At 48.5% G+C, this 19,545-nt stretch carries 13 protein-coding genes; 12 read left to right on the plus strand and 1 reads right to left on the minus strand.

Translation table 11 applies throughout. From position 1 onward, the window contains the following. Positions 1-157 precede the first annotated feature (157 nt). On the minus strand, positions 158-1,990 hold the full coding sequence (locus HFN16_RS13645; RefSeq protein WP_168891281.1) for an SLC13 family permease: 1,833 nt from the start codon (positions 1,988-1,990) through the stop codon (positions 158-160). Between the two features lie 268 nt (positions 1,991-2,258). On the opposite strand from HFN16_RS13645, the gene HFN16_RS13650 reads away from it, so the two are divergent. The 12 genes from HFN16_RS13650 to HFN16_RS13710 all read left to right on the plus strand — a co-directional run bounded on the left by HFN16_RS13650 (position 2,259) and on the right by HFN16_RS13710 (position 19,314). Then, positions 2,259-3,491: a site-specific integrase gene (locus HFN16_RS13650; protein WP_168891282.1), complete on the plus strand. Its 1,233-nt coding sequence runs from the start codon at positions 2,259-2,261 to the stop codon at positions 3,489-3,491. A gap of 14 nt (positions 3,492-3,505) precedes the next feature. Further along, a complete protein-coding gene (locus tag HFN16_RS13655; protein WP_168891283.1) occupies positions 3,506-6,094 on the plus strand; it encodes a DUF927 domain-containing protein in 2,589 nt (862 codons plus the stop codon). 379 nt (positions 6,095-6,473) lie between these two features. Continuing rightward, positions 6,474-6,692 carry a hypothetical protein gene (locus tag HFN16_RS13660; RefSeq protein WP_168891284.1) on the plus strand — a complete coding sequence of 73 codons (219 nt, stop codon included), beginning with the start codon at positions 6,474-6,476 and terminating at the stop codon, positions 6,690-6,692. 82 nt (positions 6,693-6,774) lie between these two features. Beyond that, entirely contained in the window at positions 6,775-9,471 is a 2,697-nt protein-coding gene (locus HFN16_RS13665) for a DUF927 domain-containing protein (protein WP_168891285.1), read from the plus strand. A 253-nt stretch (positions 9,472-9,724) separates the two neighbouring features. Continuing rightward, positions 9,725-10,405 carry an ERF family protein gene (locus HFN16_RS13670; protein WP_168891286.1) on the plus strand — a complete coding sequence of 227 codons (681 nt, stop codon included), beginning with the start codon at positions 9,725-9,727 and terminating at the stop codon, positions 10,403-10,405. Then, positions 10,395-11,612 (plus strand): hypothetical protein, encoded by a 1,218-nt coding sequence (locus HFN16_RS13675; protein ID WP_168891287.1) that lies wholly within the window; start codon positions 10,395-10,397, stop codon positions 11,610-11,612. Before HFN16_RS13670 ends, HFN16_RS13675 begins: the two co-directional genes overlap by 11 nt. Before the next feature lie 77 nt (positions 11,613-11,689). Next, the gene (locus HFN16_RS13680; RefSeq protein ID WP_168891288.1) at positions 11,690-12,679 is read left to right on the plus strand and encodes an AAA family ATPase; all 990 of its coding nucleotides are present in this window, start codon (positions 11,690-11,692) and stop codon (positions 12,677-12,679) included. Next, positions 12,676-13,641, plus strand: a complete 966-nt coding sequence (locus tag HFN16_RS13685) for a DUF3150 domain-containing protein (RefSeq protein WP_168891289.1) — start codon at positions 12,676-12,678, stop codon at positions 13,639-13,641. Before HFN16_RS13680 ends, HFN16_RS13685 begins: the two co-directional genes overlap by 4 nt. A gap of 5 nt (positions 13,642-13,646) precedes the next feature. Beyond that, positions 13,647-15,209 carry a hypothetical protein gene (locus HFN16_RS13690; protein WP_168891290.1) on the plus strand — a complete coding sequence of 521 codons (1,563 nt, stop codon included), beginning with the start codon at positions 13,647-13,649 and terminating at the stop codon, positions 15,207-15,209. 24 nt (positions 15,210-15,233) lie between these two features. Continuing rightward, a complete protein-coding gene (locus tag HFN16_RS13695) occupies positions 15,234-15,569 on the plus strand; it encodes a hypothetical protein (protein ID WP_168891291.1) in 336 nt (111 codons plus the stop codon). A 15-nt stretch (positions 15,570-15,584) separates the two neighbouring features. Further along, positions 15,585-15,749: a hypothetical protein gene (locus HFN16_RS13700; RefSeq protein WP_168891292.1), complete on the plus strand. Its 165-nt coding sequence runs from the start codon at positions 15,585-15,587 to the stop codon at positions 15,747-15,749. A gap of 2,380 nt (positions 15,750-18,129) precedes the next feature. Further along, the gene (locus tag HFN16_RS13710) at positions 18,130-19,314 is read left to right on the plus strand and encodes a hypothetical protein (RefSeq protein WP_168891294.1); all 1,185 of its coding nucleotides are present in this window, start codon (positions 18,130-18,132) and stop codon (positions 19,312-19,314) included. The last annotated feature ends 231 nt before the right edge of the window (positions 19,315-19,545 follow it).

The following is a 19,545-nucleotide window of genomic DNA, read 5'->3' on the forward strand; positions in this document are numbered from 1 at the left end:
GGGCAATCTGAGATGGTAGAAAATAACGTAAGCGGGGTTCAAATCCTTTCTGCCATACAATAGAAAGTAAAAGAGGCCATCCTGAATTGGATAGCCTCTTTTTGTGTGTTGTTAAGGAATCGTGCTGGTCTTTCCGTGAGAGGAATAACCAATCTTTTTACAGGTAGAGATAGTGTGCCAAACAGATAGTGATGACAGCCGCCAACATAAGCATCGGGACACCAACTTTGATGAAGTCCTTGAATTCGTAGCCGCCCGCTTCCATTGCCAAAAGGTTGGCGGGAGAGGAGTAGGGGGAGATGAATGGGCATGCACAGGCTATGGTGGCTGTCATAACCAAGGCGTGTGGCGGGATCCCAAATGCAGGGGCTGCTTCAAGGGCTATGGGTATGACTAAGACGGCTGTGGCGGCACTTGGCAGGAACAGCCCAATGGATGTTGTCAGGAAGAACAGAGCGGCAAGTATTCCAAGCGGTGGCCATCCTCCAACTATTGATGTCCAGAACGAAGCAATGATGTCGGAACCGCCCGAATTGGTGATTGCCGTTGCAAGGGGGAGCATGCCGCCGATCAGCACGATAGTCTGCCAACTGATCTTGCGGTAAATTTTTTTGATATCAACGCATCCAGTCAGCATGAGAGTTAGTGCTGTCAGTATTGCCATCAGCACTGTGGGGAGTACTTCAAGCGCCATGCCTCCTGCCATAAGGGCTAGTATGGTCATGGTTATAGGAGCTTTGTGGCGCGCAGGCAGTACTTCGCAGCTTTCATGCGGCATGGTCAGCAGTACGAAGTTGATGCGTTCTTTGGTCAGGTTGAGGATGTCTTCCCAACCGCCGCAAACCAGCAATATGTCGCCGAAGCGAAGTTTGTGATTAGCAGCTTGGTCCGAGATGGTTTTCCCTCCTCTTCGTACGCTGAGTACTGTCACACGATACGTCTTGCCGAATTGGGAATCCCTTAATGTGTGACCAATGAGACCAGAGTCAGGGCCGATCAGGATCTCTGCGACTCCGATTTCTTGCAGCATGGCTTCACGTACACCGCCATGTAGCCGGCGTCGAAGTTGAAGCTTCTTCTTCTCTGCAACAGTCTCCAGCTTGTCGGTGTCTCCTAACAGCAGAAGAGTGTCATCCTGCGCAAACGGGCTGTCCAAGCATGGCTTGACGAAACGTCGACTTCGCAGAGTGGGCTTTTCAACCGCCAGCAGGTCAACGCCGTAGCTTTGCCTGAGACGAGCTTGAAAAATACTCTTACCAATGAGTGATGAGCCGGCCTTAATCCGAAAGCGGCGAATCTTATCCTCAAGTCCATACTTCTTAATGATTTCTTCGGTCCCGATTGTATTGGCGGTAGCATTGCGAAAGCCTTTGCGATCAAGGATGTGGCGACCCAAAAATAGCATGAAGAGTATGGCAACACTAAGTACACATATGCCAAACGGAGTAAAGGCAAAAAAATCGAGGGGTTCGAACCCGTTTGTAACCATGAGCTGGTTGGAAATCAGGTTCTGGGTGGACGCGACAAGTGTCATCATACCACTGATTAATGCTGCTGCAGAAATGGGGATCAGAAGTCGCTTTTTGTTGAGGTTGGTCTGCCTGCATACGGCGAGGGCCAGTGGAATAAATACAGCGACCGTGGCTGTGGAGTTCATGAACGAGCCGACAAGTCCGGCGCCTGCCATCATGAGGGCAAGCAGTCGCCACTCGCTTCCTTGGCCCATTTGCACCATGTTTTTTGCTAGCCGTTGGGCGACGCCTGTATAGGCAACAGAGTCGCTAACTACGAACATACAGACCAAAATGATGAGTACTGGATTTGAGAATCCGGCTATTGCTTCCTCTGGAGTCAATACGCCGCTCAAGCTCAGTCCGAGAATGACAAGGATTCCGATAATGTCGCCGCGAAGTCGGTTGCTAATGAAGAGCAGGGCTGCAGTACCGAAAATGGCAAAGGTGGTGATGGCGTCAGTAGTCAGTGTAAACATCAGTAGAATCTGAACAATGTCATTAAATTAAGTCAAGGTAATTTAAATCTATGCGTGATTCACAATGAGAACAAAGGTAAAAGGGATTTTAAGTCGATTTTTTGTAGATTTTTGTGATTTCACGCGTTTTCACAGGTTTTCACTGGTTTACAGTAATTATTTTGTATCATTGAATTAATGTTGATTTTTCGATCATACGTCATCACTTGATCACACTACCCATAACGCCTAAAAAGTTGTACAGGAGTTGTACAAAATCGGAGGCAAAATGGGCAAACAAGTATGGCATCGGGTAAAGCGAACCAAGAAAGAGGGTGGAGGAATCTATCCCGGCTTGCGGTATCGCGAACATCCAGAGCGTCGCCACGGCATCCACAAAGATCGGTATTATACCCTCACCTACAAGGTGAAGGGGAAGACTGTCTCTGAAGCATGCGGCTGGGCTAGTGAGGGATGGACGCCCACCAAGTGTTATGACCTGCTCCGAAAGCTCAAGGAGAATGCCAAGACTGGCCAGGGGCCATACACACTCAAGGACCAGAGAGATCGCAGAGAAAAGAAAGAGGCGCTTGAGCAGGCAAAGCTCATTACGTTGGATGAGATCTGGCCCAAGTATTTGAAGTTCGCCCAGACGAAGAAAAAGCAATCCACATGGGAGAAAGAGGAAGGGCATTACCGCTTGTGGCTCTCTCCCTGTTTGGGAGAACGTCCATTACGTCATATCGGAATGCCCGAGTGGGACGAGCTTGTTGCGAACCTAACGAGCAAGAAGAAAGCACCAAGAACGGTAGAGTATGTCACCGGGACGCTTCGACGTATCCTGAAGTATGCCTACGAGCGGCAAATCGTGGATGAAGCTCCTCCGTCCGGCAAGCGTATTGGTGTAACTGGACCCGGCAATAGCAACCGTCGGCTCAGGGTGATCAGACCCGATGAGGCAGAGGCGATTCTCGACTGTCTGGAAAAGTCGGACGAGGCTGCCTGGCGTATGACCAAGTTCGCTTTCCTGACCGGTTGCCGTGCCTCCGAGGCTTACAATTTGAGATGGCGTGATGTGGATCTGTTGGCCGAGCGGTTCACATTTACTGAGACCAAGAATAAGGATGCCCGGTCCTTGCCTATCTCTCCTTCCATCAGAGTACTCCTGGGGAGCGAGAAAGAACCCGAAGAATATGTGTTCACCAAAGAAAACGGTACCCCCTATTACCAAGCACCGGTAGCTTTCAAGAGGGTGGTAGATAAGGAGCTCAAGCTCAATGAGGGGCAAACCAAGAGAAACCGTCTGACTTTTCACAGCATTCGGCACACCGTAGCCACCAACCTCGCCAGGAGTCTGAATCTTCGCGACCTCATGGACGTCATGGGCTGGCGTACCGTTCAAATGGCCATGCGCTACGTCAAGGGGTCGGAGGACGCACAAGCTACGGCGCTGGCCGGGCTTGAAGGCGGGCTGTCGACGGATAAGGGCAAGGTCGTACCGTTACGCAGAGCGAATAACTAATCCGGAGAATTTGAATGATTGGTCATAAGAAATATGAAACTGCATCCGGCGTGCCTCTGCTTCTCTCAAGAAAATGCGGAAGATTGAATGGGATGCCTTTGAAATTGGCTCTTTCTAATGATGTTCCTCCAGAATCCATGTTGGAATGGTGCAGGGCTAGTGGCGTAGAATCTGTGTCTCTCTTTAGTGATGCGGCGGATGGCAGTAGATACGGAGATTACGTAGTTCGAGTTGAACATGATTCCTTTGAGAGCGCTGTTCATATACTCTACGCGTATTGGACCTTGCTTATAAAGAGGTATGCTGTCGATAGGCGGCAGATCGAATTCTTCAAGTGTGAGGATTCTTTGTTTTTGCAAGTTGATGCGAGGGCGTTTTCTAATGAACGAGGATATAAAGGGCTGCACTCAGTATATATAGCGATGAATAAGGAGATAAAACGTTTTTTGTCCGAAGGGGGGCTTAAGGTCAAAGTTGTAGCGATGATCAACCCTTTTCTACATTACGTTCCATGTTTCTCTGAAGAGTGGCATGCCAAAGAACAACTTATTAAACAATTGGATCCATCCGTTGATGCCCCACATCTCCTTCATGACTCTTGGAATGATATCCCCATAAATTGGGTAGAGTACTACACTCGACATAGGCCTAAGGTGCCCGCAAAGATGTCTTTGATGAGGGATGTCTTTTTGAGGGCCAAGCATGCTGTAGGACATAGTGTCTGGGCTTCCCCCTATCAATTGGGAAATCTCAAGCAGTGTGCACTGCTACAAGATGTTGCGTCCACAACCGTTTGGGAAGACGAAGACGAGCTGTATTTGTTGGGCGGGGTCTGCGGTGCCTTGAATGTTCGTTCATTCCGTCGGCTATGTGTCTGCGCTGGTGTTGTCAATCCCAAGATGCGAGAGGCTGATTATGCCTCTTCCTGGCTTACTCATGATATGCCTTCCAAACATTGTGAGGATTTGGCTCAACGATTTCAATATACCTGCCCAACCAACTGCGGTGTCACAACCCCCCTTGCATTGCCGTACATGCCAGCCGAAGCGGTTGGACCTGCTTCGTTGTTCTTTAACGATGGGAAGTATGTTTATCTTGCCGTGGACGGAAGGCCTGAAGCCGGAGAGCGAATTTGTACTTATTACCAAGCAATGCAGACTCTCCGTGATGAGTATGGAGAATACTGGGGCTACACGTTGAGTCCGGATCAAGGGCGTTCGTATTATTCTTTGAAGATTGCCGGGGAGAGCAAGAAGGCTATTTTGTTTTCGTTGGAAAAAATTGGAATTAAGGTTTTTAAGAAGGATTTGGCATACCAATTTGCTCTCTCTGTCGAAGAACTGGGGATTGCCGATTTGAAGGGGCCGGTTTTGTCACAAGGGAGCACTCATGCCGGCTGGAGCCAGTTTGGAAATATTCTAACCTATTCTTTCCCGTATAAACAGTTTTTCGAAATGCCTACCGCGCCTTTTCTGTATGGGGATTCGTATAAATGCAGGCATGTTTTTTCAGGAAATCTTGAGCAGTGGGGGCAGGCGCTGAAGGTGCAGCCTATACCTGATGTGTTGCTTTTGGGCTTGGCTGTCTCCTTGGCCGGGCCTCTGCTTAGACCAATCAACTGCTCAAGCTTTGTGGTCCATTTGTGGGGCGGGACGTCTGTGCAGCGAAAGCACGTTCTGAAGGTGGCCAGTTCTGTGTGGGGAGGTAGATCTTTCGTGCAGAGCTATTCTGCTGTTTCAGAACATATTGGCGAAATCGCAGCAGCTCACAATGACGGTTTGATCGCCATCAATTTTAATGATTCCATAAGTCAGACCAAAGTTAGAAATCTTCTACGCCGCCTGTTGAACGGAGACACTCTTGATACTTCCTACGGATCTCGTTTGAGGCATGCAATCCTGTCGACAGGGCAGGCACCTGTTAAAACAGGGAAGGGCGACGAATGTATCATAAATATTGAGCTGCCAAATGTTCTTGGAGAACAGGTCGGCAAACTGTTGGATTTTGAACAGCACTACGGGCATGCGGGCCCGCACTTTATTAGGTATCTGCTTAATGTCTCCTGCGATGAGTTGGTGGCTCAGCAGGAAAGAACTAGTACGTACCTCTCTAAAAAGGGGAGAGCGACTACAGATATTGCATCACGCCTTTTCTCTGCCATGAGCGTTGCACTTATTCGTACAAGCGAATCTCTGAATTTCCCTCTGGCCATTACTACGGTTTCAGATGCTTTTGAGCGACTGTTCATAGACTGGACTATGAACAGAACAGAAAATGAGAAAGAGGCTGTGCGGCGAGTTGTTGATTTTATTCAAAAAGAGTCCGTTAGTGCACGGATGGGAGACGCTGTTAGATGTCAAAAAGGTATTGACTACGATGGCTACATTTTTGCTGACGAAAGGGTGAAAGGTGTCTTTTTCCCCACAGCACAATTTAAGGCGTTATTTTGCGACACCGTTTCTTCAAAGCGGTTGGCAGAGTTGTTGTATTCTGACGGCCTTTTGGTCAGAGGGGCAGATGGCCGTTTTGATGCCTCGCGTTGGGTCCCAGGTCTCAAAAGGGCTAGGCGTGGCTACTTTGTACGGCAGCCACGACTCATTTGATTTATACACTTTCGATATTTGCTAAGGGATAATTTGTGGATGTTGGGTGGCTTTCTTGCTTTTTGTAATAATTGACATATCAAAATACAAAAAATATTTTTTATACAAAATACATAAATTGAAATTTCAATATACTAAAATTAAAATTGCAGCATACCGTATTAAAAAATTAGAATATTCTAAGTGTTTTATCCTTTTATTACAGTGTATTGTTATTGGTTAAAAAGTGGTGTCAGGTTTGATGACTTTATTATTGTAATATATGAAGTGTCCTCTTTTATAATGGAAGGGAGAGGTAATCCGCTTCGATTTTGCTTTCGTGTAAAGTTTCATTCGCTGGTGATATCCTATGAACTGTAAAGAAAGTTAGGAGTTTGCCATGCTTGAATTGAAACAACAGTTGACCGATCACCTCCCCCCTGTATTCGCCGGAACATCTTTGGATGCACTAACCGGTGATGCTGTCCGATGGAGGACGGTCCAGAACCTGCGGGCTCAGAAGAAGATTCCTTCAGAGTGCTTCATGCGACACGGGGCGCGGAAGGTGCTGATTGTCCGTGATCCGTTTTTGGATTGGTGGCTTAAAGAAATAGATTGATTCCGTTTTGATTTGGAGACGGAAGGAAGGCCAGGAGAATGAACTCCTGGCCTTTTCTTTTGAACATGTAAGGAGAAGAGACATGCTGACAAGGTTCTTTTGTTACGCAAAAAAAGAGTATGGAAAACCTGGCCGCCGAACGTGGTTGGAGTTTTCCGAAGAGACGTTGGCCCAGGCCATTCGTGATGGTGCGGAGTTTATTTCGACCATGACCTTTTCGCACAAACCCCAACAGGGGAAGCCGGAGCCCATCCGTAACGGGGATTTGGTTCTGGATCTTGATTATGCCAAGGATCCTGCAAGAGCTGTGGTCGATGCTTTGGTTTTCATTGAAGGGCTCATCGTTTTGGGAATAGACCCGGCAGTGCTGCGTATATGGTTGAGTGGCAAGAAGGGGCTGCATATCGTTATCCCTGCAGCCGTGTATGGCGATATGGAGGGAGACGCGCTTTTGCCCTTGATTCACAAGGCGTTTGTTGGAATTCTGCTCAGTCGAATTCCCGGAAGGATCGGGACGGTGGATATGAGCATCTACAATATGGGAGCCGGGCGGCTGCTCCGTTGTGAGAACATCCAGCGTTCGAATGGGCGATATAAGGTGCCGGTTTCGTATGAAGAGCTGTCTTCCCTTACTTATGATGACCTGGAAAAGCTGACATTGGAAAAGAGGTGTCTGGAGAAAACGGAATGCGTGCTCCCTACCCCGGTCCCGAAGATCGTGGAATTGTTCCAGGAAGCACATAAGCAGGTTCACTCATGGGACTCCCTTATGAATCCGACAAAGGCGGTATCCGAGTTGGAGCGCTGCAGCTATATCAAATATTGTCGTGAGAATGCAGAAACTCTCTCGGAGGAAGCATGGTTTGGCATGGTCAATGTGCTGGCTCCGCTTGGCAAGCGTGGCAGGGATGCCATTCACAGCCTTAGCAAGCCGTATCCTAATTACGATTATGTCGAGACTGAGATGAAGATTAAGCGGGCTGTTATGGGCAATAAGCCACATACCTGTGCCACGCTTAAAGGCATCTGGGACTGTGGCAGAAATTGTGGCGTGAAAAGTCCGACAGTCCTGTGGCGTAAGAAGGATGCTGAAAAGGTGACAGCAGAGCGTTTCGTCAGTGATGAAGCCGGGCTGTTTTATATTACGGACCCTGATGAGCCGGATCTCGGACGAGAGTTTATCTGCTCGCCATTGGAAGTGAAGGCCTTCGTGCGGAACCCACAGAATTCATCGTGGGGGAGGCTGGTAAGCCTGACCGATCCGGAAGGCGTTCAACATGAGATTCAGCTTAGTATGAGTGACCTAGGCGCTAACGGTGATCCATGGCGGGCCTCATTGCTTGATCATGGCCTGAGCCTTCCGCCCACCAAGTTCGCCCGCACCAAGTTGCAGGAATATCTCCTCACTGCTCAACCTGGGAAGTTCGCCAGAAAAGTGGACAAGCTCGGTTGGCATGGCGAGGCCTACGTTCTGCCGGATGGCGTGATCGGTGGGAGGAGTGATGAGGCTATCATTCTCGAAAGTGCTGTGTCCGACGATCTCTTCAATACGGCGGGTACACTCGAAGAATGGCAGGAGCAGATTGGTCGCTACTGCGTGGGAAACAGCCGCCTGATTTTGGCCGTGTCCTTTGCCCTGACAGGCTGCCTTCTACGCCTTTTGGGTATGGAGGGCGGAGGCCTTCACCTCTTCGGCGACTCCTCATGCGGAAAGACCACGGCCCTGAAGGTTGCTGGTTCTGTTTGTGGTGGAAATGCGGGGAAGCCGTTCCTGCGCCAGTGGAGAGCGACGGATAATGCCTTGGAAAGCACCGCCGCTCTCCACAATGACAACCTGTTGTGTCTGGATGAGATCAGCCAGGCCACGCCCAAAGTGGTCAGCGAGGTTGCATATATGCTGGCCAATGGGCAGGGGAAGGGCAGAGCCAACCGGAAGGGCAATGCCAGAGCCCGCAAAGAGTGGGTGCTGGCCTTCCTGTCAAGCGGCGAAAAGACGCTGAGTGACAAGATCAGCGAAGACTTCAGGTTTGATTCTCTGGCCGGTCAGATGGTCCGCGTGGTTGATGTCGCGGCTAATGCCGGTGATGGTCTGGGGATCTATGAGAACTTGCATGACTTCGCAAGCGGGCGAGAACTGAGTGATTACCTCTCTCAACAGTCCGTGAAGTTCTATGGGACTCCCCTGCGGGCCTTCCTTCAACAACTCGTGGCGGCTCCCGATGTGTGTCGCAAATCCGTGAGTGACAGGATCAATCGGTTCCGTGAACAGTATTGTCCGGTCGATGCTTCCGGGCAGGTGCAGCGAGTCTGTGCACGATTCGGTCTGTCAGCCGCCGCAGGAGAGATTGCTTCGGAACTCGGTATTCTGCCGTGGCCGGGACAGACGTCCGACAAAGCCATGTCCCAACTGTTTAGCGACTGGATTGCGTGGCGCGGTGGCATCGGCAATGTGGAAGAGGACAAAGCCCTGGAACGAGTCCGTGAATATATAGAAATGTACGGTGAAACGCGTTTTGGTGAACTACATGATAAGTTTCAACCATACAATGCGGTCGGGTATCGCTATCTCGACAACTTCGAAGTGCGGTATTTCATGAAGGTTCCGGCGTTTCGCAAGGAACTCTGCAAGGGTATATCAATAAAGAATCTACTGAAGCTCTTGAATGAGAAAGACTGCCTAGCCCATAATAGCAAAGGAGAGATCAAAGAATTCAAAAGCGTGAGGGGGACCACGGTTCGTGGCTACACTCTGATAGCTGAAGGTCTGAGTGCACTCTAGCCTGTCTATATAATAGTGCGTTCTGTGTATTGTGTGCGGCAGCGTTTGAGTGAAGTCCTAGTATGATGTCAATAGAGAACGATCGCACATTCTGCACGTATTGCACATGCTTACAGCGTATGTGCTGTTCAAGTGAAATCAGACATATATCATTAAATTGAACAACCTGGCTTTTTAGCTGGAGTTCTTGAAATAACCAAAGCCCCAGGCCGCTACATGCGGCCTGGGGTGTTTTCATTGTTGGGAGGAAAATATGGAAACACAGATGAATTCTTCCGAGATTACTGAGTTGGCAGAGGCGATGATTCAGGTGCAGCAGATGCTTTCTCCGGCGTTGAGGGATGCAGAAAACACGTTCACTAACAGTCGGTATGCAACACTGCATTCCGTCATGAATGCATGCCGGGATGCCCTGCTTGAGCATGGCATTTGGTTGACCCAGTATCCGGTGTCGGTGGAAGCGAACCAGTTAGGGCTGGTAACCAAGCTTGTCCACGCTGAGACTGGACAATGGCAGGCATCCCTCTTGACGATGCCGCTGCCCAAGAGTGACCCGCAGGGCTATGGTTCTGCCATGACCTACGCCCGTCGTTACGGGATGGCTGCTTTGGTTGGGATTGTGACCGAGAGCGATGATGATGGCGAATTGGCTTCCTTTCAGGGAGAACCGCACAATCCCGGATTTTCCCCCCGGAATTATGGGAGGAATTCGAATGCTTCGCAGCCCCAATTGACTCCCAAGAGTGGTGATACTGGCATGACAAATTTGCCCCGTCTCGACGGTGTGCAGTACCGAAAGGGCGCAGCCAATGACGGCAAGCAGTGTGTGTTAGCTACAGGCGATACTCATTCCAAGAAAGAGCTTTTGCGTAAGGCCGGGTTCCGCTGGGATGGCATTCGCAAGGTCTGGTGGAGGTATACAGATGCAGCATGATGACACCAAATCGCAGGGATTGTTGCGGCTTCTTACCCAGGGACTCCTGACTCATGCCGAGCAGAAAACAGCTAACGAGCTTGGGGATAGGAGTCAGTACATTGGCATGTCCGACATTGGCAAAGGGATGGAATGCATGCGGGCAGCCGTGGCCAACAAGCTTGGTTTAGCCATCTTTCCCGCCATATCTGCCGTAGGCGAGCTTGCTCCCAAAGATCTTGCCCATACCCTTGGACGACAGATCATCCTGCAACGAGGTCATTGGCAGGAGCATGGTATTGAACTGGCTCTAGCGACCACTGGCGTAAAACTTATACCGCAGCTTGAGATAGCCATTGAGCACAACAGTGTGCCTATCAAGGCACATCTGGACTTTACTCTGGTCTGGGGCGGAAAACGACCAGCCGTGCGGATTCTGGAACTCAAGAGCAACGAGCGAATTCCCGATTCGCTGTATGCCTCATATGAAACACAGCTCTATGGGCAGGTGGGCTTGCTCAAATCCTGCTGGACCGAGCCGTGCTTTTCCGTCCCGGAAACGGCGGCGCAATCGGTCACGTTTCCGCAAGCTATGCAGTCCATATTTGGTGTGGCATTCCCCGATTCTCCGGATAACGTGGATATCGAGGCGTGGGTGCTTTCCATCTCTTTGTCCGAGGTTAGGCCATTCGGTCCTTATCTGCCGGAAGAGGGCATGCTTGAGGTGTGCTTGCAGACGGTGGTTGCCATCTGGCGAACAGCTGAGGATGTGCGTACTGGCAGTCTGGAGTTGAATGACCTTGATTACTGTCGAGGGTTTCATCCCCTTTGTGATTGGTGTGACGTCAATGCGGACTGTCCAAAGTTTCAGGACGTGAATCTCCCTTTTGATTCAGCCTGTGGCCTGGAGTTGGAAGAGCTTGCTTTGCTTAAAGAGCGAAAGGCCGCTCTGGAGAAGCGTATCGTAGAGTCAGAAGAACGCATCCGGCAAACATATCGCCTTGTTGGTGGGCAGAATTGGCTCTCGGCTGGAGATCGTCGTTTCCGTGTTGCAAACATTGCAGGTCGCAAGACTTTGGATCGCTCCCAGGTTCTGGACACTTTAACCTCATTGATTGGTGATGAACTTAAAGCGCAAAAAGCGTTGGAGCAGTGCGAAAAGTTAGGCAAGCCACATGAACGGCTGTATGTCAGCAAGATCAACAAACCGCTGAAATCGGCAGCATAGTATTTAGAAATACGAAAAGCAGAAAGGCGCATCTCCTCACGGGGGTGCGTCTTTTCTATTTCCTAAAGGAGAAAATCATGAGTGAATCCCTCAAAGAATTAGAAACATTGCAACCTGTAGACCTCGACGCCGGTGAAACCTTCAGTGGCAAAACGTCCAAACGCACAGTGCGCGGCTTTGCGTCCGCGTCTTCGTTCACCCCAGATCTGAAGCCGGAATACGTGTTTCACGACTCCAGCCATGATGCAGTCGTGTGGTTTATGGACTCATCCGATCCGCTGTACGTCTTTGGCCCCGCAGGGAGTGGAAAGACAAGTCTCATCAAACAGCTTGCTGCCAAGCTCAATTACCCTGTGTTCGACATCACCGGTCATGGGCGGCTGGATTTTCCAGATATGGTGGGCCATCTGACCGTGGAGGATTCGAACATGTCTTTCCTGTATGGGCCGCTTGCATTGGCCATGAAATTCGGTGGTCTCTTCCTGCTCAATGAGATCGACCTGCTTGATCCGGCAACGGTTGCTGGCTTGAACGGCATTCTGGATGGAGATCCGCTCTGCATTCCGGAGAACGGTGGGGAGATCATCAAACCTCATCCTTTGTTCCGATTTGCGGCCACGGCCAATACCAACGGCGGCAATGATGAAACGGGGCTCTACCAAGGTACTCTTCGCCAGAATCTCGCATTCATGGACCGCTTCTGGCTGTGCGAAATCGGCTATCCCAAGCCCAAGGCAGAACGCGAATTGCTGCATCGAAAGGCTCCCGGCTTGCCCAAAGAAGTGCGCACGAAGATGGTCGAATTTGCCAACGAAGTGCGGAAGCTCTTTATGGGCGAAGCGGACGGCAACTTCCGCGACACCATTGAGGTGACGTTCTCAACTCGTACCCTGATTCGCTGGGCAGATCTCACAGTCCGATTCCAACCGTTAGCCCGACAGGGCATCCAACCCGTGACATATGCGCTCGATCGCGCTCTTGCTTATCGCGCCACGCCGGAGACCCGGACGGTGCTGCATGAGCTTGCTCAACGCATGTTCCCGCAACAAGAGGAGAATGAAAAATGATGAATATCGACATAACTGTTCTCGACAACCTGATCGCTCTGAATCTCGACGTGAAGATTTGGACTGCGCGTAAGAAGCTACTGCCTGTAGACTTTGGTGGTGCAGAACTGCCGCCCGAAGAACTGGCATCACTGGGTAGCAAGAAAATTTGCGATCCCAAAGAACTGCGGATTTTTGGGACTCTCAAGGCTCGCGCCGTGAACCTGCTGGATAGGACTGGCGTCCGCTTCCTCGGCGGCTGGGGTATCCCGGAAGACAAGGCTGATGAGATCGTAACTGAGTTGACCGACATTCGGGCTGACTTCCTGAATGCAAAAGCACAGTTTCTCAACCGATACGATGAAGCCATCAAAGACTGGATCGTTCAGCATCCCGGCTGGGAAAGCCTGATTGGTTCTTCTTCGGTAAGTGCGGATTACGTCCGCAGTCGGTTGGACTTCAAATGGCAATTCTTCAAGCTCGTTCCACCCAATGACAACGTTGTTGGGCATGGACTGCAAAATGAGGTGAGCGAACTGGGCGGAACCTTGTTTGACGAGGTGGCTAAGGCCGCTAGCGACACATGGAAACGCTGCTTTGAAGGCAAAGACAAGGTGACGCACAAGGCACTTTCGCCTCTGCGTTCCATCCATAGCAAACTCGCTGGGCTGACCTTTGTTGAGCCTCGCGTGGTGCCGGTAGTAGATTTGCTGGATACGGCTTTCAATCGTGTCCCCAAACGCGGGTACATCCATGGGAGCGCGCTGGTTATGCTACAAGGCGTAGTCTCTCTGCTCCGAGATCCGGTAACGCTTGTTACTCATGGGCAGAAGATTTTGGATGGGCAGGACTCATCCGAAATCCTGGCCGGATTGGTTGCTGACACGATTCAGCCTGTGTCGGAAGAATTGCCTCCCTCCGAAGCTGAGTTTATCCCTGAACAAGCTCACCAGCACCAAATCGACAGCCACGGGCTTTGGTGATCGTCATGAAGAATCAACTCATCATGCGATCTCTGCCCATGGTGGCTTCGGTGTTAGGGCGTAAATACGGCGTGAAAGTCGCCATTGGCGGAAGGGGTGCCTATACGGATGGAAGCACTATTCATCTGCCCGCACTCCCTTTGGAATCCAGCGAGACGCTCATTGGCCTGGCCCGTGGCTATATCGACCACGAGGCTGCCCACATTCGTGAAACGCGCTTCGATTGGTTGTGCCTGGCGAACCTGACTCCGCTGGAAATGCACGTGTGGAATACGTTTGAAGATTGGCGGGTTGAGCACCGGCTGGCCCGTTTGTTCCCTGGTTGCCGCCAAAACTTCAATTGGCTGATCAAGGATCTCTTCGGGAACCCATCCGAAAAGACAGCCGATCCAGCCATGGCTATTCTGAATTGGCTCTTGCTGTCTGTCCGCGCTTGGGATGTCCCTTCGCTCAACGGACAACGGGATGCAGTCGGAAGCTTTGTTGAGGCTCACTATCCCGGCCTGACTACACACTTGAATTCTGTTTTGAAGAAGGTCAACGCCTATTGCGATTCGACTCAGGATTGTATCCTGTATGCTCGCGAGGTCGTTTCAATCCTTAAGGATAAAGCGGCTATTTTGCCCCCGCAAAATGAGGCTTCGAGTGAGGGAAAAGCTACGAAAAAGGGCACCCCAGGCCGTCTCCCTTCAGAGGCGTTAAAACGCTTGATTAATACAGATGAAGCAGATCTACCTGACAATATGGGGGAAGCTCTGGCTGATAACCTGATCAGGGAAACCCCCAAAGACCTGAGCGAGGCACTCCATGTCGCTCAACTCGGCACCAAGTCAGCGAAGCCTATAGCGCCCGAAGATGCAAGAGCGGCTAAACGGGCATCGACTGCCCTCCGAACGCAACTTCAAGGGCTGCTTCAATCGTCCGTGCTTACACGAACGAAGGTTGGCAGGCATGGTCGGCTAGACGCACGGCAACTGCATCGGCTCTCGGTGGCAGACGCACGCGTGTTCAAACGGAATGGGGAACGTGTTGGTATCAACACCGCTGTTCACATCCTACTGGACTCCTCCGGCTCCATGAGACGACGTATCCAGTTGACAACACAGGTGTGCCATGCAGTCGCCACGGCCCTGGATGCAATCGACGGAATCAACGTGGGAGTAACAGCCTTTCCGGCAGGCAAACCGGCTGAAGGCCACGACAGGACTGAACATCCCACGGTCTGCCCTATCCTGAAGCACGGAGACAGAGGGCACGATGGCTTTGCCGTAAGCGCCACCGGCGGCACCCCGCTCGGTGGAGCCTTCTGGTGGGTGCTGCAACAAATGCTGCCGCTAACCGAGTCGCGCAAGATCGTCTTGATTCTGACGGACGGCGATCCCGACTCATTCAACGTGGCACTCGATGCCATTGAGGGAGGCAGGCGCTTCGGCGTCGAAGTCTACGGCCTGGGCATCCTGTCCGAGTCTATCAAAAAGCTACTCCCCGATCACAGCCGCACTATCAACGAGTTGTCTGAACTGGCTCCCGCCATGTTCGCTATGCTCCGTGGTGCGCTGCTCAAATAACCACAATCAAATCCCGAGGAAAATATGAGTGAAGAGACTCCTATCTGCCCGAACTGCGAAAGCTCGGCGCACGTCGTTTTGGTCAACACTACCCAAAAAGTTGGAACCGCAGTCGGAGGCGTCGCCGGTGGAGCTGCTGGCTACTATGGTGCTTCCGCTGGAGCGACAGCTGGAGCAACCATAGGCTCGGTAGTCCCGGTCGTTGGAACGGGCCTAGGCCTCCTTGCCGGAGGATTGGCCGGAGCCCTCGCAGGCTTCTTCGCTGGTTCCGCCGTAGGCAACCAAGTTGGTGAACAGATTGACCGGCACATTATTAGAGGATGGCGCTGCAATCGATGCAGTACTGAATTCGAAACCTAAACCACGGAGTAAGTTATGCGTGAGTTCTGGACTTTCATCGGCGGCGTGGCTGTCGGGATCTTGGTTGTAACTGGTGTCTTTGTCACAGAAGAGGGATACAAGTCGTGTTACGCCGAGCATAGCGATGACGAGTTGGATGAACTGGTGGATGAGATCGATGAGGAAACGGACGACAATTGAGATCTGATTGTTGGTACTTCGTATAAGACAAAGAGCCGTTGGCGAAGTTGACGGCTCATTTTTACACTAGTCTAGGTGGATTGAGTTATGAATTGAAAATGGCGTCTGGTAATTTTGGAAAAAAGTAAAAGTGAAAGTTAAGTGTTTGAATTAATTGTAGAAATGTAAATACTGCTAGACTCTGAGAAGGATCAAAATGTTATCCAATTGAGGGTGTATTATTATATTTTTGAGGTGAGTCCAGAAAAAACAGACGTAGAGTTGTTTCTAGTTAGTTGTTTTCTTGCGTTGAATTTATTATATTTAAAATTTTTTAGAATGTCCTGGAAGTGTTTTGTGGGAGGTTGTAGATGATTAAGGTTCTTATATGTCTGGAGAGTTGCTGTTTATCGCTATACTAATCAGAGGTCCAGTCGGGGGGGCATATGTCTCAGAAACTTCTCGGTGAGGGTCTCAGGGGGGCTCGGTAATGTGTGCGACTACTACGATATAGACCCCAACAAATATCGTACAGTTATTCTTGGCGAGGGTCTTTTAGCCATTTGAGCATTAATCTTTATGACGATCTGGTTAGCTCTATTGGCAAAGGAGATGATTATTTGAAAATCATATTCTATTAGTAATGGTGGATGGGTGTTAGGTACGAAGGTTTACCAATAAATTTTCCAAGTGACGTTTTGAATTAATGATGATTTCGCCTACGAGTTTTGGGAGAATCGTGGCAAAGCAATGTTAGTAGTTTTATAATATTAAAACCTTTACCGATTGAGAATGGGAAGAATTTATTAATAATTTTTACGGGAACTATTAATATTAATGCCGTCAATATTGTTATAATTATACCTACAATGCATCGAGATATGTTTGATGATGTGTAGTAAACAAAGTGTGAACTAGTAACGTAATACAGTTTCTGTAAGACACTGTAGACCTTCCCATGAAGACAAAAATATAACAGAGAGTTAGAACCGATGAACACCAGAAAAGATTTAAGAATAGTTAATTGCTTTGAGATAGAAATGCATATCAAAAGTCCTAGAAGGGTGATTGCAAGCCCGCCAATTATGTAATGCGTTGGGACAAAACTGATCTTTTCATTTGTAAAGTAATAGTACAGAAAGGTTCCAAGTATGTATATTGGTATCGATATACTTAGAAATGTTACAGAATTTATGAATTTGAAATGGCTTTCATGTTGTTTAAATATATACCCAAGTGTCATAAAAAACATGGTAGGAAAGATAAGGTTGATATACCATGGAATTTGCCCCACAAATAGGAATTTATTAACTATAAAAAAAATAAATGAAAGTGGAAGTAGAAATATGTTTGGTATGTATTTAATAAAAATATAAAATGGTATAGATGCTACAAAAAGGCATGCTAAAAACCAAAGGTTATCGTTCTCACCACGTATTGATTTAAACATATCTATTAATTCTGCAGCGAGTGGTGCATGGTTGTTCAAAGATACTATTTGGGAAAGAAGTATATTAAATAGACCATAAATTAACCAAGGAATCATTAATGTCCTAAATCGTTGTTCTAGTGTTTCAACAAAACTGCGTTTAGTACTAAATAAGTATCCAGAAATAAAAAAAAAGGTTGTGAGAAAAATTGGGGAGAAGTAGATCATCAGAAAATCATTAGTAAAATCTATGTGAGAATAAATGATCATTAAAAACGCTATTCCTCTCGCGATATCTATCCATTCAATTCTTTTTTGCATTTATAATACTCTCTAAGCTTATTTTGAACGGTTTCCCCGCCGACTATGTCTTGCCTCTTCATTTCGTCTATGCAAAAAAAAGCCAGTTGATCTGGTCATGTACGATGGACTCCTTCAAGGGGCTCTAGAACTTGTCCCCAGATAAAACCATTGGTTTCACGGAAGATGTAAAAAATCATTCTGAGCAGCAGGACTCGGGGCTACATTTGCTTAAGCCTCCCTAGGGATAGACAGTTTTTACCTTCGTTCTATATCCTCAGGATTCTCAAGGTCGGCACAAGTGACATTTACGTCCAGCAAGAAACTGCTCAATCCTATCCAATCGAGTATTGGATAAACCCTGTCTTCCAAGTTCCTAATTATCCGTATGGCTTATAGGCAACTAACACCTTGCTAGGTTGATGGTCAATCGATCGGCGAATAGCTTTCAGAGTCATTAATCGCGGACGCGCTTGAAGCGTTTCTAGAAATAGGTCTCATATCTACCAAAGCTACAAAGTTAAGTCCGGAAAAAACGGATTGGGTTTTGCACGAAAGTGACTTGTTAACTTTGGTATTAGAGTAGCTTGCCTATGCATCCGATATATCAGTGTTTTTTGTTGTTGGCACAAATGTTCCAATATGATTTTAAAAAGATGTGGAGCAATAGCTGTGAAGAAATCTATGGTTGCATATATAGTATTGGCTTTTTTTGTCGCCTGCTCAACCCAAGTTGCGCGAGCAGCAACCCAAGTCGGGGCATTTTTAGAGCCTGGTCTTTATAGAGATGTTTGGCAGCAAGGTTCTTATGCATATCTTGCCAGCGGGTGGGCAGATCTTCGGACGATTAATGTTTCTAATTACTCAAATATGTATCAAACAGATTGGTGGTTAGATCGAGATGTAAATGCTGATGAGTCATATTCAATTTATGCCAACAATGATTATCTCTATATGGCCGAACGAACTAATGGGATTCGAGTATTTAGTTTGGCGGATAAGTCTAAGCCAGAATTGATTTCAAGCTTCAATCCTTATGCTGACGATCCTTATTACCGATCATCCAACTTGATGATGAGTGGTCACACCTTGTTTGTTGGAGATTTTATGGGTGGTTTGACCAGTGTTGATGTTTCAAATCCCTACCAACCTGTTGAGCTTGATCGAATTGGGTTCAAAAAAGAGACAGGGCGACAGATAGAGGCGCAAGGGATTGCGATTCAGGGGAATTATGCATACGTAGCTAACCCTCCAGGTGGCTTTTCGGTAGTTAACATATCTGATCCTTCAAATATGTTTGCTGAAGCGTACGTTCCGCAAAATAAAGAAAGCCCATTAGGTGTTTGGGATATTGGTGTTAAAGATAATTATGCCTACGTTTTGACACAAGGCGTGGGTGTCGATGTTTATAATATCGAGACACCTGGTCAACCCACTCATGTCTCCACTGTTGCTCTCCCCAACGGGATAGATCTTGATGGTGTTAGACTTAGAACAGACATGCCCCCTCTGGATATTGAATTTTTTGGTGATGTTGCCTTCGTCAGTAATGGGGTTGATGGAGTGTTTGCGATTGATATCTCTGATCCTAGTTTACTTTCTCAGGAGTCAATATTAGATATTTTTGATCCAATGGTTCTTATTGAAGAGCAGGATCCTAAGCCTTTTTCTTATTCATGGGGGTTAAGTTTGGATTCTGAAAACGCCATTTTACTTGTGGCAGACGGGTATAACGGAATTGCAGCTTTTGATGTCTCTGAGTTCCAAGTGGCAGCGACTCCTCTCCCTAGTTCGGTTGTTATGTTAGCATCTGGAGTTGTCCCTTTTCTGTTGCTGCAGTTTAGGCGTCGTTCATGATATCTCTGATTTCTTTGTGGAGCCATGTTAGAGACCCTCTCTAACATGGCTCCGACTTTTGATATCTCAATAAAAAATCGTCTATGTGTAATAAAGCGCCGAGTTCTGTTGTTCTCCCGGCCTTTGGCTTTAAATAGACAGTTTGTTGTTTTTTTTGCTCCTAAAATATTGAGACTTTTTTCTAAGAAGCCAACTCTCCGACAGCTATTCGGCTTGAGAATGCATCGGGAT

The organism is Pseudodesulfovibrio sp. zrk46 (assembly GCF_012516435.1).
GTDB lineage: Bacteria > Desulfobacterota > Desulfovibrionia > Desulfovibrionales > Desulfovibrionaceae > Pseudodesulfovibrio.

Bases quoted from the DNA above. Each gene is read 5' to 3' on its own strand.
- HFN16_RS13645 (WP_168891281.1), bottom strand. From the start codon at position 1,990: ATGTTTACACTGACTACTGACGCCATCACCACCTTTGCCATTTTCGGT.
- HFN16_RS13650 (WP_168891282.1), top strand. From the start codon at position 2,259: ATGGGCAAACAAGTATGGCATCGGGTAAAGCGAACCAAGAAAGAGGGT.
- HFN16_RS13655 (WP_168891283.1), top strand. From the start codon at position 3,506: ATGATTGGTCATAAGAAATATGAAACTGCATCCGGCGTGCCTCTGCTT.
- HFN16_RS13660 (WP_168891284.1), top strand. From the start codon at position 6,474: ATGCTTGAATTGAAACAACAGTTGACCGATCACCTCCCCCCTGTATTC.
- HFN16_RS13665 (WP_168891285.1), top strand. From the start codon at position 6,775: ATGCTGACAAGGTTCTTTTGTTACGCAAAAAAAGAGTATGGAAAACCT.
- HFN16_RS13670 (WP_168891286.1), top strand. From the start codon at position 9,725: ATGGAAACACAGATGAATTCTTCCGAGATTACTGAGTTGGCAGAGGCG.
- HFN16_RS13675 (WP_168891287.1), top strand. From the start codon at position 10,395: ATGCAGCATGATGACACCAAATCGCAGGGATTGTTGCGGCTTCTTACC.
- HFN16_RS13680 (WP_168891288.1), top strand. From the start codon at position 11,690: ATGAGTGAATCCCTCAAAGAATTAGAAACATTGCAACCTGTAGACCTC.
- HFN16_RS13685 (WP_168891289.1), top strand. From the start codon at position 12,676: ATGATGAATATCGACATAACTGTTCTCGACAACCTGATCGCTCTGAAT.
- HFN16_RS13690 (WP_168891290.1), top strand. From the start codon at position 13,647: ATGAAGAATCAACTCATCATGCGATCTCTGCCCATGGTGGCTTCGGTG.
- HFN16_RS13695 (WP_168891291.1), top strand. From the start codon at position 15,234: ATGAGTGAAGAGACTCCTATCTGCCCGAACTGCGAAAGCTCGGCGCAC.
- HFN16_RS13700 (WP_168891292.1), top strand. From the start codon at position 15,585: ATGCGTGAGTTCTGGACTTTCATCGGCGGCGTGGCTGTCGGGATCTTG.